This is a genomic window from Deefgea piscis (genome assembly GCF_013284055.1).
Classification (GTDB): domain Bacteria; phylum Pseudomonadota; class Gammaproteobacteria; order Burkholderiales; family Chitinibacteraceae; genus Deefgea; species Deefgea piscis.
Genome location: NZ_CP054143.1, coordinates 3,323,678 through 3,338,172, shown reverse-complemented (window position 1 = coordinate 3,338,172; position 14,495 = coordinate 3,323,678). Strand labels below are relative to the sequence as shown.

General features: G+C 49.4%; 12 protein-coding genes. 3 read left to right on the top strand and 9 right to left on the bottom strand.

Annotated elements, in window-relative coordinates; all coding sequences use genetic code 11:
• The first annotated feature begins 243 nt into the window (after positions 1-243).
• Together nirB and nirD are read left to right on the top strand one after the other, a co-directional pair.
• Positions 244-2,784 (top strand): nitrite reductase large subunit NirB, encoded by a 2,541-nt coding sequence (gene nirB / locus HQN60_RS15450; RefSeq protein ID WP_173534505.1) that lies wholly within the window; start codon positions 244-246, stop codon positions 2,782-2,784.
• An 84-nt stretch (positions 2,785-2,868) separates the two neighbouring features.
• Positions 2,869-3,192, top strand: a complete 324-nt coding sequence (nirD, locus tag HQN60_RS15445) for a nitrite reductase small subunit NirD (protein WP_173534504.1) — start codon at positions 2,869-2,871, stop codon at positions 3,190-3,192.
• A gap of 55 nt (positions 3,193-3,247) precedes the next feature.
• Here the strand turns inward: nirD and HQN60_RS15440 are convergent, their stop codons facing one another.
• The 4 genes from HQN60_RS15440 to HQN60_RS15425 all read right to left on the bottom strand — a co-directional run bounded on the left by HQN60_RS15440 (position 3,248) and on the right by HQN60_RS15425 (position 7,204).
• Positions 3,248-3,580, bottom strand: coding sequence for a putative quinol monooxygenase (locus HQN60_RS15440; protein ID WP_173534503.1), 333 nt, complete (start codon positions 3,578-3,580; stop codon positions 3,248-3,250).
• 98 nt (positions 3,581-3,678) lie between these two features.
• The gene (gene recX, locus HQN60_RS15435; RefSeq protein ID WP_173534502.1) at positions 3,679-4,152 is read right to left on the bottom strand and encodes a recombination regulator RecX; all 474 of its coding nucleotides are present in this window, start codon (positions 4,150-4,152) and stop codon (positions 3,679-3,681) included.
• A gap of 87 nt (positions 4,153-4,239) precedes the next feature.
• Positions 4,240-5,280, bottom strand: coding sequence for a recombinase RecA (gene recA / locus HQN60_RS15430; protein WP_173534501.1), 1,041 nt, complete (start codon positions 5,278-5,280; stop codon positions 4,240-4,242).
• A 79-nt stretch (positions 5,281-5,359) separates the two neighbouring features.
• Positions 5,360-7,204 carry an ATP-binding protein gene (locus tag HQN60_RS15425; protein WP_173534500.1) on the bottom strand — a complete coding sequence of 615 codons (1,845 nt, stop codon included), beginning with the start codon at positions 7,202-7,204 and terminating at the stop codon, positions 5,360-5,362.
• A gap of 203 nt (positions 7,205-7,407) precedes the next feature.
• Here HQN60_RS15425 and HQN60_RS15420 point away from each other — a divergent pair, with 203 nt between their 5' ends.
• Positions 7,408-8,667, top strand: coding sequence for a D-amino acid dehydrogenase (locus HQN60_RS15420; protein ID WP_173534499.1), 1,260 nt, complete (start codon positions 7,408-7,410; stop codon positions 8,665-8,667).
• Positions 8,668-8,832: 165 nt separating this feature from the next.
• Here the strand turns inward: HQN60_RS15420 and HQN60_RS15415 are convergent, their stop codons facing one another.
• The 5 genes from HQN60_RS15415 to HQN60_RS15395 all read right to left on the bottom strand — a co-directional run bounded on the left by HQN60_RS15415 (position 8,833) and on the right by HQN60_RS15395 (position 14,393).
• Positions 8,833-9,654, bottom strand: coding sequence for a thymidylate synthase (locus tag HQN60_RS15415; RefSeq protein WP_173534498.1), 822 nt, complete (start codon positions 9,652-9,654; stop codon positions 8,833-8,835).
• A 65-nt stretch (positions 9,655-9,719) separates the two neighbouring features.
• Positions 9,720-11,813, bottom strand: a complete 2,094-nt coding sequence (locus HQN60_RS15410; RefSeq protein ID WP_173534497.1) for an ATP-binding response regulator — start codon at positions 11,811-11,813, stop codon at positions 9,720-9,722.
• A gap of 157 nt (positions 11,814-11,970) precedes the next feature.
• Entirely contained in the window at positions 11,971-12,537 is a 567-nt protein-coding gene (gene greB, locus HQN60_RS15405; protein ID WP_173534496.1) for a transcription elongation factor GreB, read from the bottom strand.
• Between the two features lie 57 nt (positions 12,538-12,594).
• Positions 12,595-13,851, bottom strand: a complete 1,257-nt coding sequence (locus HQN60_RS15400; RefSeq protein WP_173534495.1) for a pseudouridine synthase — start codon at positions 13,849-13,851, stop codon at positions 12,595-12,597.
• A gap of 110 nt (positions 13,852-13,961) precedes the next feature.
• Complete coding sequence (locus HQN60_RS15395) at positions 13,962-14,393, bottom strand: hypothetical protein (RefSeq protein ID WP_173534494.1); 432 nt, start codon at positions 14,391-14,393, stop codon at positions 13,962-13,964.
• Positions 14,394-14,495: the final 102 nt, after the last annotated feature.

Below are 14,495 nucleotides of genomic sequence, written 5' to 3'. Positions count from 1 at the left end.
GGCGCGACTGTAACCCCTTCCCCCTTGATGGGGGAAGGCTGGGATGGGGGTGTTGAGCTGCACTCCGTAGTTTCACCCTCACCCTAACCCTCTCCCATCAAGGGAGAGGGAATGCCGCGATACTTTAGCCATGATCAATACATAATCTGAGCATCACCAATAGATGTACAGCGCAGATAGAGCGTTGTGCGAGTCGATTGTGATGGATTGAAATCGCCCGATGATGGGGTGTGAGGAGTAGAAATGACGAAAACGCGTATCGTTGTCGTGGGCAACGGGATGGTGGGACACCGGTTTTTAGAAGAGCTGTGCGATAAAGGCAATGCCGCTGATTTTGACATCACGGTATTGTGTGCTGAATCGCGAACGGCGTATGACCGAGTGCATTTGTCATCTTATTTTTCGCACCACACTGATGAAGATTTGTCTTTGGTGAAACCGGGCTTTTTTGAAAAAAACGGCATTAAAGTTTGCGTTGGCGAAGCGGTAAAGCATATCGATTCAGCGCAAAAAGTGGTATTGACCAATAAAGGCCAAACCCTCGCGTATGACAAGCTGGTGCTGGCGACGGGCTCGTATCCATGGGTGCCGCCAATTCAAGGTAGCGCGCATCATGAATGCTTTGTGTATCGCACCATTGATGATTTGGATGCCATTGAAGACGCGGCCAAATCGGCCAAAAGTGGGGTGGTGATTGGTGGCGGTTTATTAGGCCTTGAGGCCGCAGGTGCGCTCAAAGCCTTGGGTTTGGCAACGCACGTGGTTGAATATGCGCCGGTGTTGATGGCCGAGCAGCTCGATCGTATGGGTGGCGAAATGTTGCGCCGTAAAATTACGGCGATGGGTGTAACGGTGCATACCGGTAAAAACACCACAGATATTCAAATGCATGGCGGACAACACGCCGCGCATCGCTTGGTGTTTGCCGATGGTAGCCATTTAGAAGCCGATGTGATTGTGTTCTCGACAGGGATTCGCCCGCAAGACAATTTGGCACGCTATGGTCAGCTGGAAGTTGCCGAGCGTGGCGGGGTGGTGATTAATGATCACTGCCAAACGTCCAATGCCGATATTTATGCGGTTGGTGAATGCGCGGCATGGCAGGGGCAGTATTTTGGTCTGGTGGCGCCGGGCTACAAAATGGCGCAAGTGGCGGTCGATCATTTATTGGGCCGTGACAATGCCTTTACCGGCGCCGATATGAGCGCCAAGTTAAAATTATTAGGTGTTTCAGTCGGCAGTATTGGTGACGCGCAAGGGCGCACACCCGGTTGCCACAGCTATGTATTCCAAGACGATCAAGCTGGGATTTATAAAAAAATCGTTGTCTCACAAGATGGCAGCACGCTATTGGGCGCGGTGCTGATTGGTGATGTGGACGATTACGGCCAATTATTGCAAATGATGCTCAATGCAATGCCGGTGCCCGAGCATCCAGACGCGTTGATTTTGCCAGCTTATGCTGGGGCCAAACCGGCTTTGGGCGTGGATGCCTTGCCGGCATCGGCAGTGATTTGCTCGTGCTTTGACGTGAGTAAACAAAAAATTGCCGATGCCGTCGCAGCGGGGCATCACACGCTAGCTGCGATTAAGGCTGAAACGGGGGCCGGTACCGGTTGTGGCGGCTGTGTGCCGTTGATTAGTCAGGTACTCAACGCTGAATTGGCGCGCAATGGCGTGGAAGTAAAAAATCATTTATGCGCGCATTTTCCGCATTCACGCCAAGATTTGTACCACCTGATTAAAGTTGCTGGCGTAAAAACCTTTGACGAGGCGATTGCTCAGTTTGGTCATGGCTACGGCTGTGAAACGTGTAAACCGACGATTGGCTCGATTTTGGCCAGTGCTTGGGGTGAGTATGTGCTTTCGCCAGCCAATACGCCGTTGCAAGACACCAATGATGTGTTTTTAGGCAATATGCAAAAAGACGGTACGTATTCGGTGATTCCGCGTATGGCCGGTGGCGAGGTGACGCCAGAAGGCTTGATGGCATTGGCGGCGGTGGCTAAAGATTATGGCTTGTATACCAAAGTAACCGGCGCGCAGCGCATTGGTTTGTTTGGCGCGCACAAAGGCGATTTGCCGGCGATTTGGGGCCGCTTAATTGATGCTGGGTTTGAAACTGGCCAAGCCTATGCCAAATCATTGCGGATGGTGAAAACCTGTGTCGGCAGCACTTGGTGCCGGTTTGGTGTGCAAGACAGCGTAGGTTTGGGCGTTGAACTTGAGCATCGTTACAAAGGGATACGCACGCCGCATAAAATGAAATTTGGCGTGTCCGGTTGCACTCGCGAATGCGCTGAAGCGCAGGGTAAAGACGTCGGCATTATCGCCACAGACGCCGGTTGGAATTTGTATGTGTGCGGTAATGGCGGTATGAAGCCGCGCCATGCCGATTTACTGGCGTCGGATTTAGACCGTGAGACTTTATTGCGTTATCTTGATCGCTTTATGATGTTTTACGTGACAACTGCCGATAAATTGCAACGCACGGCCAGCTGGTTATTAAGCATGGAAGGCGGCGTGGATTATCTGCGGTCGGTGATTGTGGACGATAAGCTTGGGATTGCCGAACAATTAGAAAACGATTTGGCGACTATCCGCAGCCAGTATCAGTGCGAATGGCAAACCACGTTGAGCGATGCCGATCAATTGGCGCGTTTTGCCCACTTTATTAATAGCGAAGCGCATGATCCGAATGTGCAATTTGTGCCGGCGCGCGACCAAGTTCGCCCAGCACAATTGGACGAGCGCAAGGTCATCGTGATTAAGCCGATTATTTAAGGTACATCTCGCGCAGCAGCGGGGCGTCGATGCCGAAGTTGGGGCGATGCCCTCGCCCTGATTGGCGAGCGTAAGGAGAGAATAATGAATTGGAATGCAGTCTGTGATTTGAAAGCCATTATCCCCGGTACTGGGGTGTGTGCCTTAGTGGGTGAGCGGCAGGTGGCGATTTTTCGGCCGTATGCCGATGAGCAAGTGTTTGCGCTGGATAATATTGACCCGTTTGCTGGGGCCAGTGTGTTATCGCGCGGTTTAATTGCCGAGCACGATGGCGAGCTATGGGTGGCCAGTCCATTAAAAAAACAGCGTTTTCGTTTACGTGATGGCGTTTGCTATGAAAGCACCGAGCGCTCGATTCAAAGCTATCCGGCCCGCGTGGTTGGCCAGCAGGTTGAAGTGCAAATCTAAATTTTAAGCCCCCTAAAAAACCGCCATGCGATTGATGTTGCATGGCGGTTTTTATTTAGGCGATCACTTGGTGGTAGGTTTCCACCTGATACGACTCCACCCATTGCGGCATGATGTGATGGAAATAATGTTGAATGGCCGGTTTGGCGCAATGCTGCTCAAAAGCGGCAAGGTCGACAAATTTTTCGACAAAAGTCATTCGCCGTGGCTCATCGCGGCTGATATTGAGCTCGTAACGAATGCAGCCCGCTTCGCGGCGCGTATCGGCAATCAGGTCAGCAAGGGCGGCCAGTAGCTCGGTTTGATGGCCTTCTTTGGCTAAAAAGCTCGCCACACAAACCAATTGCTGGGCGTTGACGACATAGTTCGATTCAGTTGAGTTAGACATGGTTTTTTATGCGGTGGATTTGAACCTACGCATTGTACGCACACGGTGCAATCACGGCCAATCTAGTGCGTTGTGGCTTGGGTATCTAGCGCTAGGCTTTATATCGAATCGATGTCATCGTTATACCCATCAAACTCATCCGCCTCACCCACGACTTGGTAAATTACGTTTAGGCTAAATCCTCGGCTAGCGAGGTAGCGTAGTTGTTTGCCGCGTGCTTGATGATCGATCGGTGCTGCTTTGAATTTTTTTTGCCACACTTGCCGTGCGGTGTCGATTTCATTATCGATAGCTTGTAGTAAAGCATCGGCAATCAGCTCGGAATTCACGCCTTTTTCTTGCAGTTCATGCCGTAATCTTTGTTGACCATAGCGCTGGCTGCGAAAGTAAACCCATTGTTCAGCAAAGCGTGCGTCCGATTGCCAGCCACGCTCAATAAAGTCATCCAGCACGGCGTTGATTTCTTCTGCGCTGCTTTCTGGATAAGCGATGGCTAATTTTTGCGCTAGCTCTTGTCGGGAGTGGTCGCGCCGGCCAAGGTATTGCAGCGCTTTATTGCGAATTGAAACCATGATGTACTCTTAAATCCTCTTTGCTGGCGCGCTAAAAACAACAGCCCCACCCAAGGGTGAGGCTGTATTGGCGTGCTTGCTGCGAGTTTATTCGCCTAGTTCGTCACCATTATCCATTTCGATGGGTAATGGTGCACCGTTAAGTTTTTCTCTGACTTTGCGGGCGATTTCATCGGCCACTTCAGGATTGTCTTTCAGGTATTGACGTGAGTTTTCTAGACCTTGACCAATTTTATTGCCGCCATAACTGTACCAAGCACCGGCTTTTTCGACGATTTTGTGCGTTACGCCTTGCTCGATAATTTCGCCTTCACGAGAAATCCCTTCGCCATACATGATGTCAAAGGTGATCACGCGAAATGGTGGCGCTACTTTGTTTTTAGCCACTTTAACTTTGGTTTGGTTGCCAATGATGTCTTCGCCTTTTTTGACTGCGCCAATGCGGCGGATGTCGAGACGAACTGAAGCATAAAATTTCAGTGCATTACCACCGGTGGTGGTTTCAGGGCTTTGGCCGGGCATCATATTGCCGATTTTCATGCGCAATTGGTTAATGAAAATAACCAAAGTATTGGTGCGCTTGATATTGCCGGTGAGTTTACGCAGTGCTTGGCTCATTAAGCGCGCTTGCAAGCCAACGTGTACATCGCCCATTTCGCCTTCGATTTCGGCTTTAGGGGTAAGAGCTGCCACTGAGTCGATGACAATGATGTCTACACCACCTGAGCGAACCAGCATGTCACAAATTTCTAGGCCTTGTTCGCCAGTGTCTGGCTGAGAGATCAGCATGTCAGAGACATTCACACCAAGTTTTTGGGCGTAGATAGGATCGAGCGCGTTTTCGGCATCGATATACGCAGCTACACCACCGAGTTTTTGTACTTCAGCCACGACATGTAAGCACAACGTGGTTTTACCAGATGATTCTGGGCCAAAAATTTCGACGATACGGCCACGGGGTAAACCACCGACACCCAATGCTAAGTCAAGACCGAGTGAGCCAGTTGAAACGACTTGCAGATCACTTTCAATTTGATTGTCGCCCATTTTCATGATGGCGCCTTTACCAAACTGACGTTCGATTTGCGCTAATGCGGCAGTGAGCGCTTTGCTTTTATTGTCGTCCATGAAGTGGTTCCCAGTGAATTAGATTGAGTTGGCTTATTATAGAACAATCGTTCTTTTTTGCAAGCGTTCTGTGCGTGATTTATGCCGACTGTGCATTGCGGCTGTCTGGCAAGGTAAAATAAAAGGTCGCGCCTTCGCCTAGATTGGACTTCACCCAAAGATGGCCATTATGGCGGCTGATAATGCGCTGCACGACAGTGAGGCCGATGCCCGAGCTGCGCGGCTCGTGTTGCGAGCGGAAAAACGGTGTGAATAATCGTTTCGATTGCTCAGGGTCTAAACCAAGACCTTGGTCGGCAATATAAAACACCGGCTGGCCGTTGATGGTATTGCAGGCAAATGTAATGTGAATCGCTTGCTCTGGCTTGGCAAATTGCCATGCATTTTCAAAAAAATTGTACAGCGCAATGCGCATTAAATGCCGATCAGCAAAGACCATCATTTCTGCTTGGATGTGAAGGCTGATTTCGCGCTCGGTTTGCAGCAAGCTGAGCTCTTCCATAATATCGTTGGCCATTTCACTTAGATTGATCTCGTCTTGCCGTAATTCATTGCGCGAGAGTTCTTGCAGCATCAGCAAATCATCGATGCGATTGCTCATGGTTTGGGTGCTGCTGCGAATGCGCAGCAGATAATTGCGGGCGTTGCCGTCGAGTTTTTCGCGGTAGTCATCAATCAAAACTTGGCTAAAGCCGTCTATGGTTTTTAGTGGTGAGCGTAAGTCTTGCGCGATCGAGGCCATTAAAATTTCTAGTTCATGATTAACGGTGACCAAGGCGCGAGAGCGGTTTTCAACGACTTCTTCTAAATGGTGGCGATATTGTTCTAGTTGTTGCTCATTGTGTTTACGGGCTTGGATGTCAAATAAAAAGCCCTGTAAGTGCGCTTGGCCATTTTGATCTTGGCTCACGGTGGCAAAAAAATGCACCCAAATGGCTTTGCCACTGGCCGAGAGTAATCGGCATTCAAATTCATAGGTTTGGCCTAGCATCATTTTGTCGGCAAATAGCGGATAGGCGAGGTGTCGATCATCAGGATGTAGATAGTTGCTTAAAAATGCTTCGCTATACCAAACCGCAATCGGAAAGCCTAGTAGTTGCTCGGCTTGCGGGCCAACATAGGTAAATCGCCATTCGTCTGGGCGCGCATCCCAAGGAATAATACGAGTGGATTCCACCAAGCGGCGAAAACGATCTTGGCTCACCCGCAGCGCGGATTCAATTTGTTTGCGGCTAATTAGGTCGGCTTCGAGCTGCACATTTTTTTGCTCTAATGTGCCAATTAAATCATGCAAGGCTTGCCGAGTGCTTTCTAAAGACTGGCCTAAATGCCCTAACTCATCATGGCGACGCCAGATAAATGCTTGATTGAGCTGACGATCTGCCAGTCGTTGCGATTGCTCGGTGAGTTTTTTGAGTGGCCGTAAAATGCGCGAGTTCAGTAAGAATAAAATCAAGCCCAAGCTCAAAACAACTTGCACGATGACCGCGAGTAAGTAAATTTGTAATTTACGCTTGATGTGCTGCGTGCTGATGCCATCAGAAAACTCAACGGTGGCGATGCCAATGGTAGTGCCTTGTTTAATGACTGGGCGCGAGAGCGAGGCGGTATGGCCCTTTTTACGCTCTGGCTGATTGGCCGATAAAAATGGCCCAAGTTTTTGATCGTTAATGGTGATGCTGACGGTGCGCTCGTCGCTCATTAAGGCGTCGAGCAATGGGCGCGCGGATTCTGGCGCGAGATTCCAAAGTGGTTCTTGCATGCCTAGCGCCAGTACGTCGGCGATACGTTGCTGGTCACGCGAGATTTGATTTTGGGCCGCTTGCTGTTCGTACTGCAACCCGATATAGCCGGTGATGGTGGCGGGTAAGCATAAACCCACCAAGATGGCGAGGATGACTGCGGAACGTAAAGGCAGATTCATTAATGCATTTTCTATGGGCGGCTTGCTAATGGCATACAGTTTAAAGCAGACCACTCAGATTACACATGCTTGCAGCATTTTTGCAGTGTGTGTCCAACACTTCTGGTTTTGATCTGCAACATTAAAAATGCACAATCTAACGCTGATGAACGGTAGTACAAGGCATAATGGCTGACAAATATATCGCCTTGGGAGGATGTTTGATGCGTGTCATTATTCTTGGTGCTGGTGTGATCGGTGTAACAACGGCGTGGTTTTTAGCGCAAGAAGGTCATGCGGTCACGGTGATCGAGCGCGCACAAGAGCCCGCGCGCGAAACGAGCTATGCCAATGGCGGACAAATTTCTGTTTGTCATGCCGAGCCGTGGGCCAATCCCAAGGCGCCGTGGAAAACCTTGCAATGGTTGGGAGAGGAAGACGCGCCGTTATTATTTCGTTTAAAACTCGATTGGAATCAATGGCGCTGGGGTTTACGTTTTCTTGAGCAATGTACCAAGGCTAAAGCGAAGGCCAATTTACAAAACTTAGTGCGATTGGGTTTATATAGTCGCGAAACCTTGCAATCGGTGCGGCTGGCCACAGGGGTGGCCTATGATCAACGCACCGAAGGGATTTTGCATTACTACACCGATACCGCTGAGTATGAATCGGCGATTCCGGCCGCAGCCTTAATGCGCGAAGTGGGCTTGGATCGGCAGGTGAAAACGGCGGCAGAGTGCTTGGCCATTGAGCCCGCACTAGCGCAATCTCGTTACCCGATTGTCGGTGGCACCTATACGCCCAGTGATGAATCAGGTGATGCGCGAGAATTTACCAATCAATTGGCCGAGCGCTGCATGGCGATGGGGGTTGAATTTCGCTATGACTGCAGCATTGAAGCCTTAGAGCGGGTAGGGGACGATGTGAAAGCGGTGCGCGTTTTGAGCGCAGAAAACGGCGCGGAACGCTTGGCGGCGGATGCAATTGTGGTGTGTTTGGGGAGTTATAGCCCGATTCATTTGCAGCCCTTGGGTATTACCTTAGATATTTATCCTGCCAAGGGGTATTCAGCCACGATCCCAGTGGTTGACCCGCAGTTTGCGCCGACGGTGAGCTTGACCGATGATGGCTATAAATTAGTTTTTTCTCGTTTGGGCGATCGTTTGCGGGTGGCAGGAACGGCTGAATTTAATGGGTATAACTTAGATTTAAACGCGATTCGTTGTAAAGCCTTGATTGATCGCACCAGTCAAATTTTTCCCGAAGGGATGGATTATCAAGCGGCCGAATTTTGGACCGGTTTACGCCCGGCAACACCGGGTAATCTGCCGTATATTGGCCAAACCCGATTCCCAAGTTTGTGGCTCAATACCGGCCACGGCACGCTGGGCTGGACTGAATGTTGTGGCTCGGCAAAAGCCATTGCCGATTTGATCGCTGGCCGCCAGCCGGAAGTGGATTACCCGTTTGTAAGGGGTATTTAACTCTGAGTATTGCTGCTTGAGGTATAGAGGAAAATACCCCCAACTATTCTGCAAGGTGATATAGCAACGTAAGAAAGTTTAGTTAAGCCAAGCTAAGCGCCGCTGGTTGAGCGCGTAAAAAAACCATCTCAGAATAATGAGATGGTTTTTTTATTACCGAATCAATTAAACCGCAACAGGCGCTTTAATCGCTGGGTGTGGATCGTAGCCTTCGAGGGTGAAGTCAGCAAACTCAAAGTCGAATAAATCGGTTTTAGCCGGATTGAGTTTCATCGTTGGCAGGCTACGAGGCGAGCGTGACAGCTGCTCTTTCACTTGTTCAAAATGGTTGCGATAAATATGGCAATCGCCGCCAGTCCAAACAAAATCACCCGGTTGCAAGTCACACACTTGCGCCAGCATCAACACCAAGGTGGCGTAAGACGCGATATTGAACGGCACGCCTAAAAATAAATCGGCGCTGCGCTGATACAGTTGGCAGGATAATTTGCCGCGCTGATCGGGGTCGTCTTTTTGCGCCGGGGCCACATAAAATTGGAAAAACGCATGGCAAGGCGGGAGCGCCATGTTTTCAATTTCACCGACATTCCATGCCGAAACAATAATTCGGCGTGAATCAGGATTGGTTTTTAATGCCTTGATAACGTCGGCGATTTGGTCGATATGGCGGCCATCACGCGTTGGCCAGCTGCGCCATTGATAGCCATAAATTGGCCCCAAATCACCTTCAGGACTCGCCCATTCGTCCCAGATTTTAACGCCATGCTCGTGCAACCATTTGATATTGGTGTCGCCACGTAAAAACCACAGCAATTCATTGATGATGGATTTGAGATGGGTTTTTTTGGTGGTGACTAAGGGAAAGCCTTCGGCCAAGTTAAAGCGCATTTGATGGCCAAAAACCGAAACGGTACCGGTGCCAGTGCGATCTTCTTTGGCTACGCCGTGATCGAGTACGTGTTGCAGTAAGTCTAAATATTGGCGCATCGCGGCAGCTCCAGCAATAAACCCTGCTGGCGCAGGGTTTTAGGGTAAGTAAATGAGGATGGATTTTACAGGACAGCGGCGTTGGTGTCTGCGTGATCGATTTCGATAAACATCGGTAAGGTAATAATAAAGCGCGCGCCGTGACCAAATTGGCTTTCGCAGCGGATTTCACCATTCATCGCTTCAATCAGTCGTTTTGAAATCGACAAACCTAATCCAGTCGTGTGTTCGCCGCCCGTGGGGCGTGCCGAAAGGCGGCTAAATTTTTTGAATAACAGCACCATTTCATGCGGCGCCACGCCCGGCCCTTGGTCGCTCACGCTGATTTCGATGAGATTGCCGATGCGTTCGGTACTAATGACAATGCTGCTTTCATGCGGGGCATATTTCACGGCATTCGAGATTAAATTATCTAAAACTTGCCACAGCGCCGAGCGGTCAGCGGTGAGTACCAAGTTATGCGCTTGGTAGTGACATTGTTGCTGTTTATGCGCGAGTCGTTCTTGCCATTCATTCATCACATCTTGAATCAAGGTGTCGATGGGGATAGGGGCGAAAACCAGTCGTACCGATCCGGTTTCCAGTGCATTGTGATCGATTAGATTGCCAATGATATTTTGAATTCGCCCTGCTAATTGATTAATGCCGCTCAAGCGATTTTGGATTTTCTCGCTTGGCCATTCGTGTAGTCGATCTTTGAGTAGCACCGACATCCCTTGAATGCTGGCGACGGGATTTTTTAAATCATGCGCGGCAATGGTGAGTAATTCATTTTTTTCATGATTGAGGTATTTGAGCGCTTCATTGGCCGCTTGTAGTTGCAAATTACGGCTGGCTAATTCTTGCGTTCTTTCATTGACCAGTTCTTCAAGATGATGGCGATGCGATTGCACCGTCTGCGCCATGGTGGCAAAACTGCGCGCCAGTTCACCGATTTCATCGTCGCGATGTGTGTCGAGCTCGGTTGAGGTTTTGCCGTTGGCTAAAGCTTGAATGGCATTTTTAAGGCGAGTGAGCGGTTTAATAATGTCGGTTTTGAGTACCCAAGCCAATAAACCCAGCTCTAAGGCGAGGGCGATCATGCCGAGTAATAAAATAATACTGGCTGATATCGCCGCTTTGGTTTGCAGGATTTTTTTGGGGTAGACCGTTACAAATATCCAATTGGTGCTTTTGATTGGCGCAATACCTAGCCAGCTTTCTTGATCTTGGCTTTCAATAAAGCGATCGAGTGGCTGGGCGGTTTTGATCGCCGCGAATAATTCTTTGAGCGGCGTTGTGCTATTGGCAACTTGGAATTTACCTTGTTGCTGCTGAATTTGCTGCATGTAATTGGGATGAGAAATCAGATGGCCATCACGGCTGATAATGAAATTATACGTGCCAGGAATATTCACGGTATTGGTGCGGGCAATTAATTGCGTTAATAACACGTCTTGGCCAACGCTACCGATGTATTTACCTAAATAATCAATCGGCGTAACAATGGAGACCATCCATTCTAAAGCTTGTTTGTCGTAATAAATGCCAGTCCATTGGCTGGTTCTTTGTGGATTCGCTGCCGGCGTCGCAATGATTTCGGGTTCAACGGTTTCGGCAAAATCGGCCACTGAGCCACTACGCGCATAATTGAGCTGCGGCAAATACATTAAATTGGCATCGGAAATATTCAGATCAATGAAGGTATCGTAATAATTGTTACTGAATGCCGGCCCATATTGTGAAAGCAAATCATAGGCTAAAACCACTTGGCGCTTAAATTCGGGGGTGCGTTTGGCGGTGGGTAAGATGGCAATGGTGGCGCGATGTTCAAAATCATCTAATTCATATTTAATGCGCCACATGCCATCTTGATCTTGGCGTAATAACTGATCGAATGCTGCGCTGGCATTGGTATTTTGTTCTAAGCCGTAGCGGCGAATGAATTCATCACGAACCAGCCGCGTATTGCCCTCGGCATTAATAAATAGACTACTTTCAATTTGGCTGCGCGCGTCGATATATTTAGCTAAATGAATCAGCGCTTCTTCTTGTAAACGCTGGTAGCTGTAGTAATAACTAATCGCTGAAATTGCAAACGCCGCTAAGGTGATGCGCAATGCCATATTGCGCAAAACACGACGAAATAAATGACCTGATGATGAATTGAATATCCGCATGGCGCGACAATACAATAGTCTTTTGCATGAGGGAAAACAATTAGAACAATGGCATTGGATATGTTGGTTTTTTACGTAAAAGCGGAGGTATCACACTGCGTCGATGTGCTGATGATGGGGTGTAATCACTTGCTTGCTTGGCATAGCAGCGGCCAATTTATTCTGGGCGGACAATCTCGATATAACGAATTTGAGTGACTTCAAGCTCTTCGACGCCGGCAGGGGTGCGTAATAGCACGACATCGCCTTCTCTGGCTTTGAGTAAAGCTCGGGCGACGGGCGCAGTCCAGCTGATGTGATTGAGGGTGAGATCGGTTTCATCCACGCCGACAATGCTGATGGTTTCGCTGTGACCATCTTCGCGCTCGTAGCTGACAGTGGCGCTAAAAAAGACTTGCTCGGTGTTTTCTCGGGTACAAGGGTCGACGACTTCGGCGATTTCTAAGCGTTTGGTTAAAAAGCGAATGCGGCGATCTATTTCGCGTAAGCGGCGTTTACCATATTGATAATCAGCATTTTCTGAACGGTCGCCATTACTCGCTGCCCAGTTGATGAGGTGGGTGAGCTCAGGGCGCTCTTTGGTCACGAGTTGGTAGAGTTCGTTTTTTAGGCGTTGCCAGCCATGCGGCGTGATGTAGTTTTTGCTGCCTGATGGGATGATTAAATCCGCAGGGATTACGTCATCATCATCGCCAGTGGATTCGGTAGTGAATGCTTTGCTCATAATTTATCTTGGGTATAGTTCGCTAGGCTTTGTAAATTAAAGCCTAGCGTTAAATACTTAGTCTTTTACCTGCCCCATGATTGTGAGGCCAGCCCATTTAGTTGCGGCCAATACTTCGGTTTCAGAGAGTTCATAAAACTCACCGCGCTTAAGGCGGCCCGGCAGACTAAACATACCAAAGCGGATCCGCGTTAGGCGGCTCACCATGATGTTGAAGTGTTCAAACATCCGGCGAACTTCGCGGTTACGGCCTTCTTTGATCACCACGTGGTACCAGTGATTACTGCCTTCGCCGCCACGATCTTCGATGCGAGTAAAGTGCGCTTCACCGTCATCAAGTTTCACGCCTTGGGTGAGCTCTTTCATCTGCTCTGGGGTGAGCTGGCCATGAACTCGAACTGCGTATTCGCGTTCAACTTGAAAGCTCGGATGTGTCATCCGGTTGGCCAATTCGCCCGAGGTGGTGAACAGCAAGAGACCGGTGGTGTTAAAGTCCAAACGACCAATGGCAATCCATTTGCTGGAATAAACGCGGCGTAAACGATCAAATACGGTGACGCGGCCTTCTGGATCATCACGGCTGACCAATTCGCCTTCTTGTTTGTGGTACATAATGATGCGCACCATGCGGTCTGGCCATTTAAGCGCCACACGCTTGCCATCAATACGTACTTCGTCACCAGGGCTGACTTTGCAACCCAGCGTGGCGATACGACCACCGATGGTGACGCGTTCGGCCTCGATGACTTCTTCCATATCACGGCGTGAACCTAGGCCGGAGTAAGCCAAAACTTTTTGTAAGCGATCGTCTTCGATTTCAGTGCTGGCAAGGCGTTTTTCACGCAAAATTTGCTGAAACGCCAGCTCTTGTTGTGAGCCTTGGCGTTGCTTCATGCGTTTGGCGCGTTTGACGTTTTTACCGCTTTTATCACCATGATGAACAACGGTGGTTTGCGTGGTTTCTACCACTTCAGCCGGTGTTTTGATGCCTTGAACTTCGCGAGCGCCAGTGGTTTTGGCGATGGCTTGGGCAATCATGCGGCTCATGCCAACGGTGGAATTGCCGCGTTTACGCGTACCGGTGGCAGGGGTAGAAGAGCGCCCAGTGTCGGGCAAGTTTTTGGCGCGATTACGCGCTGCTTCGCTCGCTGAGACAGGTTTCTTTTTGGTTGCGCCGGTTTTGGCAAAAGGCGTTTGCAACGGTTGAGCAGCGGGTTTACCACGACTGCCCGCCTTATTGGCGCTTCGTTGCTGGTCGGCAGCACGGCCTTCACGGATCGCGGGCTGCGGACGGCGGGCTTTAACTGTTTTCATCGGGCATTCTTTCTTTGTTCTATAAGCGTTAATTATAACTGGTTTACTTTATCGATGCTGATAAATGCCAATGGCCGCGCTAGGCGGCCATTTAACTGGGTTTGCTGCACTTAGTTGGCCGTTTTTAAAGTAAAAAACGCAATGCCGCCTAAGCTGGTTAAGCCAAAATTAAAGACTTGTTGGTCGAGGTTTTCGTCGCTCTCGGCTAATTCGATTTTTCTTTGAATCTCGAATAAAACTTCTAATTCTTTAAACCATTTTAGCAAGCGGGTATTTTGATTGAGGTAGCTTTCAATCTCGAGCTTGTGCGGATGGTCGCCAACGACTTGAATTTTTCCTTCGGCAGCGCTTTGCAGTTGAAAGGCTGGAGGAACTTTCACAGCGGTGTAGGCTTGTAAGTGGCTGGCTAAGTCCTCGCCAAAGCGCCGCACTTCGCTGGTCGCATTTTGGGTTAACTCTGAAAGCTGCATGCCGGTGTCGGCTTCTGGGCTGCTGCTTAGCTGCGCAATATCCAAAAGCGCAGTGCCGAGTTGGTCTCTCATTGCTTGGGGGGTCTCTATAGCCACAATACAATCCTCTCTGCTTAGAATAATTTTCATGCCGTTAATTTAGACGTTTTGCCGCTGCTCGTTAGGGTAAAAGTT

What these genes read in the sequence shown, in the direction of transcription:
- nirB (WP_173534505.1), top strand. Translation starts at nt 244, where the DNA reads ATGACGAAAACGCGTATCGTTGTCGTGGGCAACGGGATGGTGGGACAC.
- recA (WP_173534501.1), bottom strand. Translation starts at nt 5,280, where the DNA reads ATGGACGACAATAAAAGCAAAGCGCTCACTGCCGCATTAGCGCAAATC.
- HQN60_RS15425 (WP_173534500.1), bottom strand. Translation starts at nt 7,204, where the DNA reads ATGAATCTGCCTTTACGTTCCGCAGTCATCCTCGCCATCTTGGTGGGT.
- HQN60_RS15410 (WP_173534497.1), bottom strand. Translation starts at nt 11,813, where the DNA reads ATGCGGATATTCAATTCATCATCAGGTCATTTATTTCGTCGTGTTTTG.
- HQN60_RS15400 (WP_173534495.1), bottom strand. Translation starts at nt 13,851, where the DNA reads ATGAAAACAGTTAAAGCCCGCCGTCCGCAGCCCGCGATCCGTGAAGGC.
- greB (WP_173534496.1), bottom strand. Translation starts at nt 12,537, where the DNA reads ATGAGCAAAGCATTCACTACCGAATCCACTGGCGATGATGATGACGTA.
- HQN60_RS15395 (WP_173534494.1), bottom strand. Translation starts at nt 14,393, where the DNA reads ATGAGAGACCAACTCGGCACTGCGCTTTTGGATATTGCGCAGCTAAGC.
- nirD (WP_173534504.1), top strand. Translation starts at nt 2,869, where the DNA reads ATGAATTGGAATGCAGTCTGTGATTTGAAAGCCATTATCCCCGGTACT.
- HQN60_RS15420 (WP_173534499.1), top strand. Translation starts at nt 7,408, where the DNA reads ATGCGTGTCATTATTCTTGGTGCTGGTGTGATCGGTGTAACAACGGCG.
- recX (WP_173534502.1), bottom strand. Translation starts at nt 4,152, where the DNA reads ATGGTTTCAATTCGCAATAAAGCGCTGCAATACCTTGGCCGGCGCGAC.
- HQN60_RS15440 (WP_173534503.1), bottom strand. Translation starts at nt 3,580, where the DNA reads ATGTCTAACTCAACTGAATCGAACTATGTCGTCAACGCCCAGCAATTG.
- HQN60_RS15415 (WP_173534498.1), bottom strand. Translation starts at nt 9,654, where the DNA reads ATGCGCCAATATTTAGACTTACTGCAACACGTACTCGATCACGGCGTA.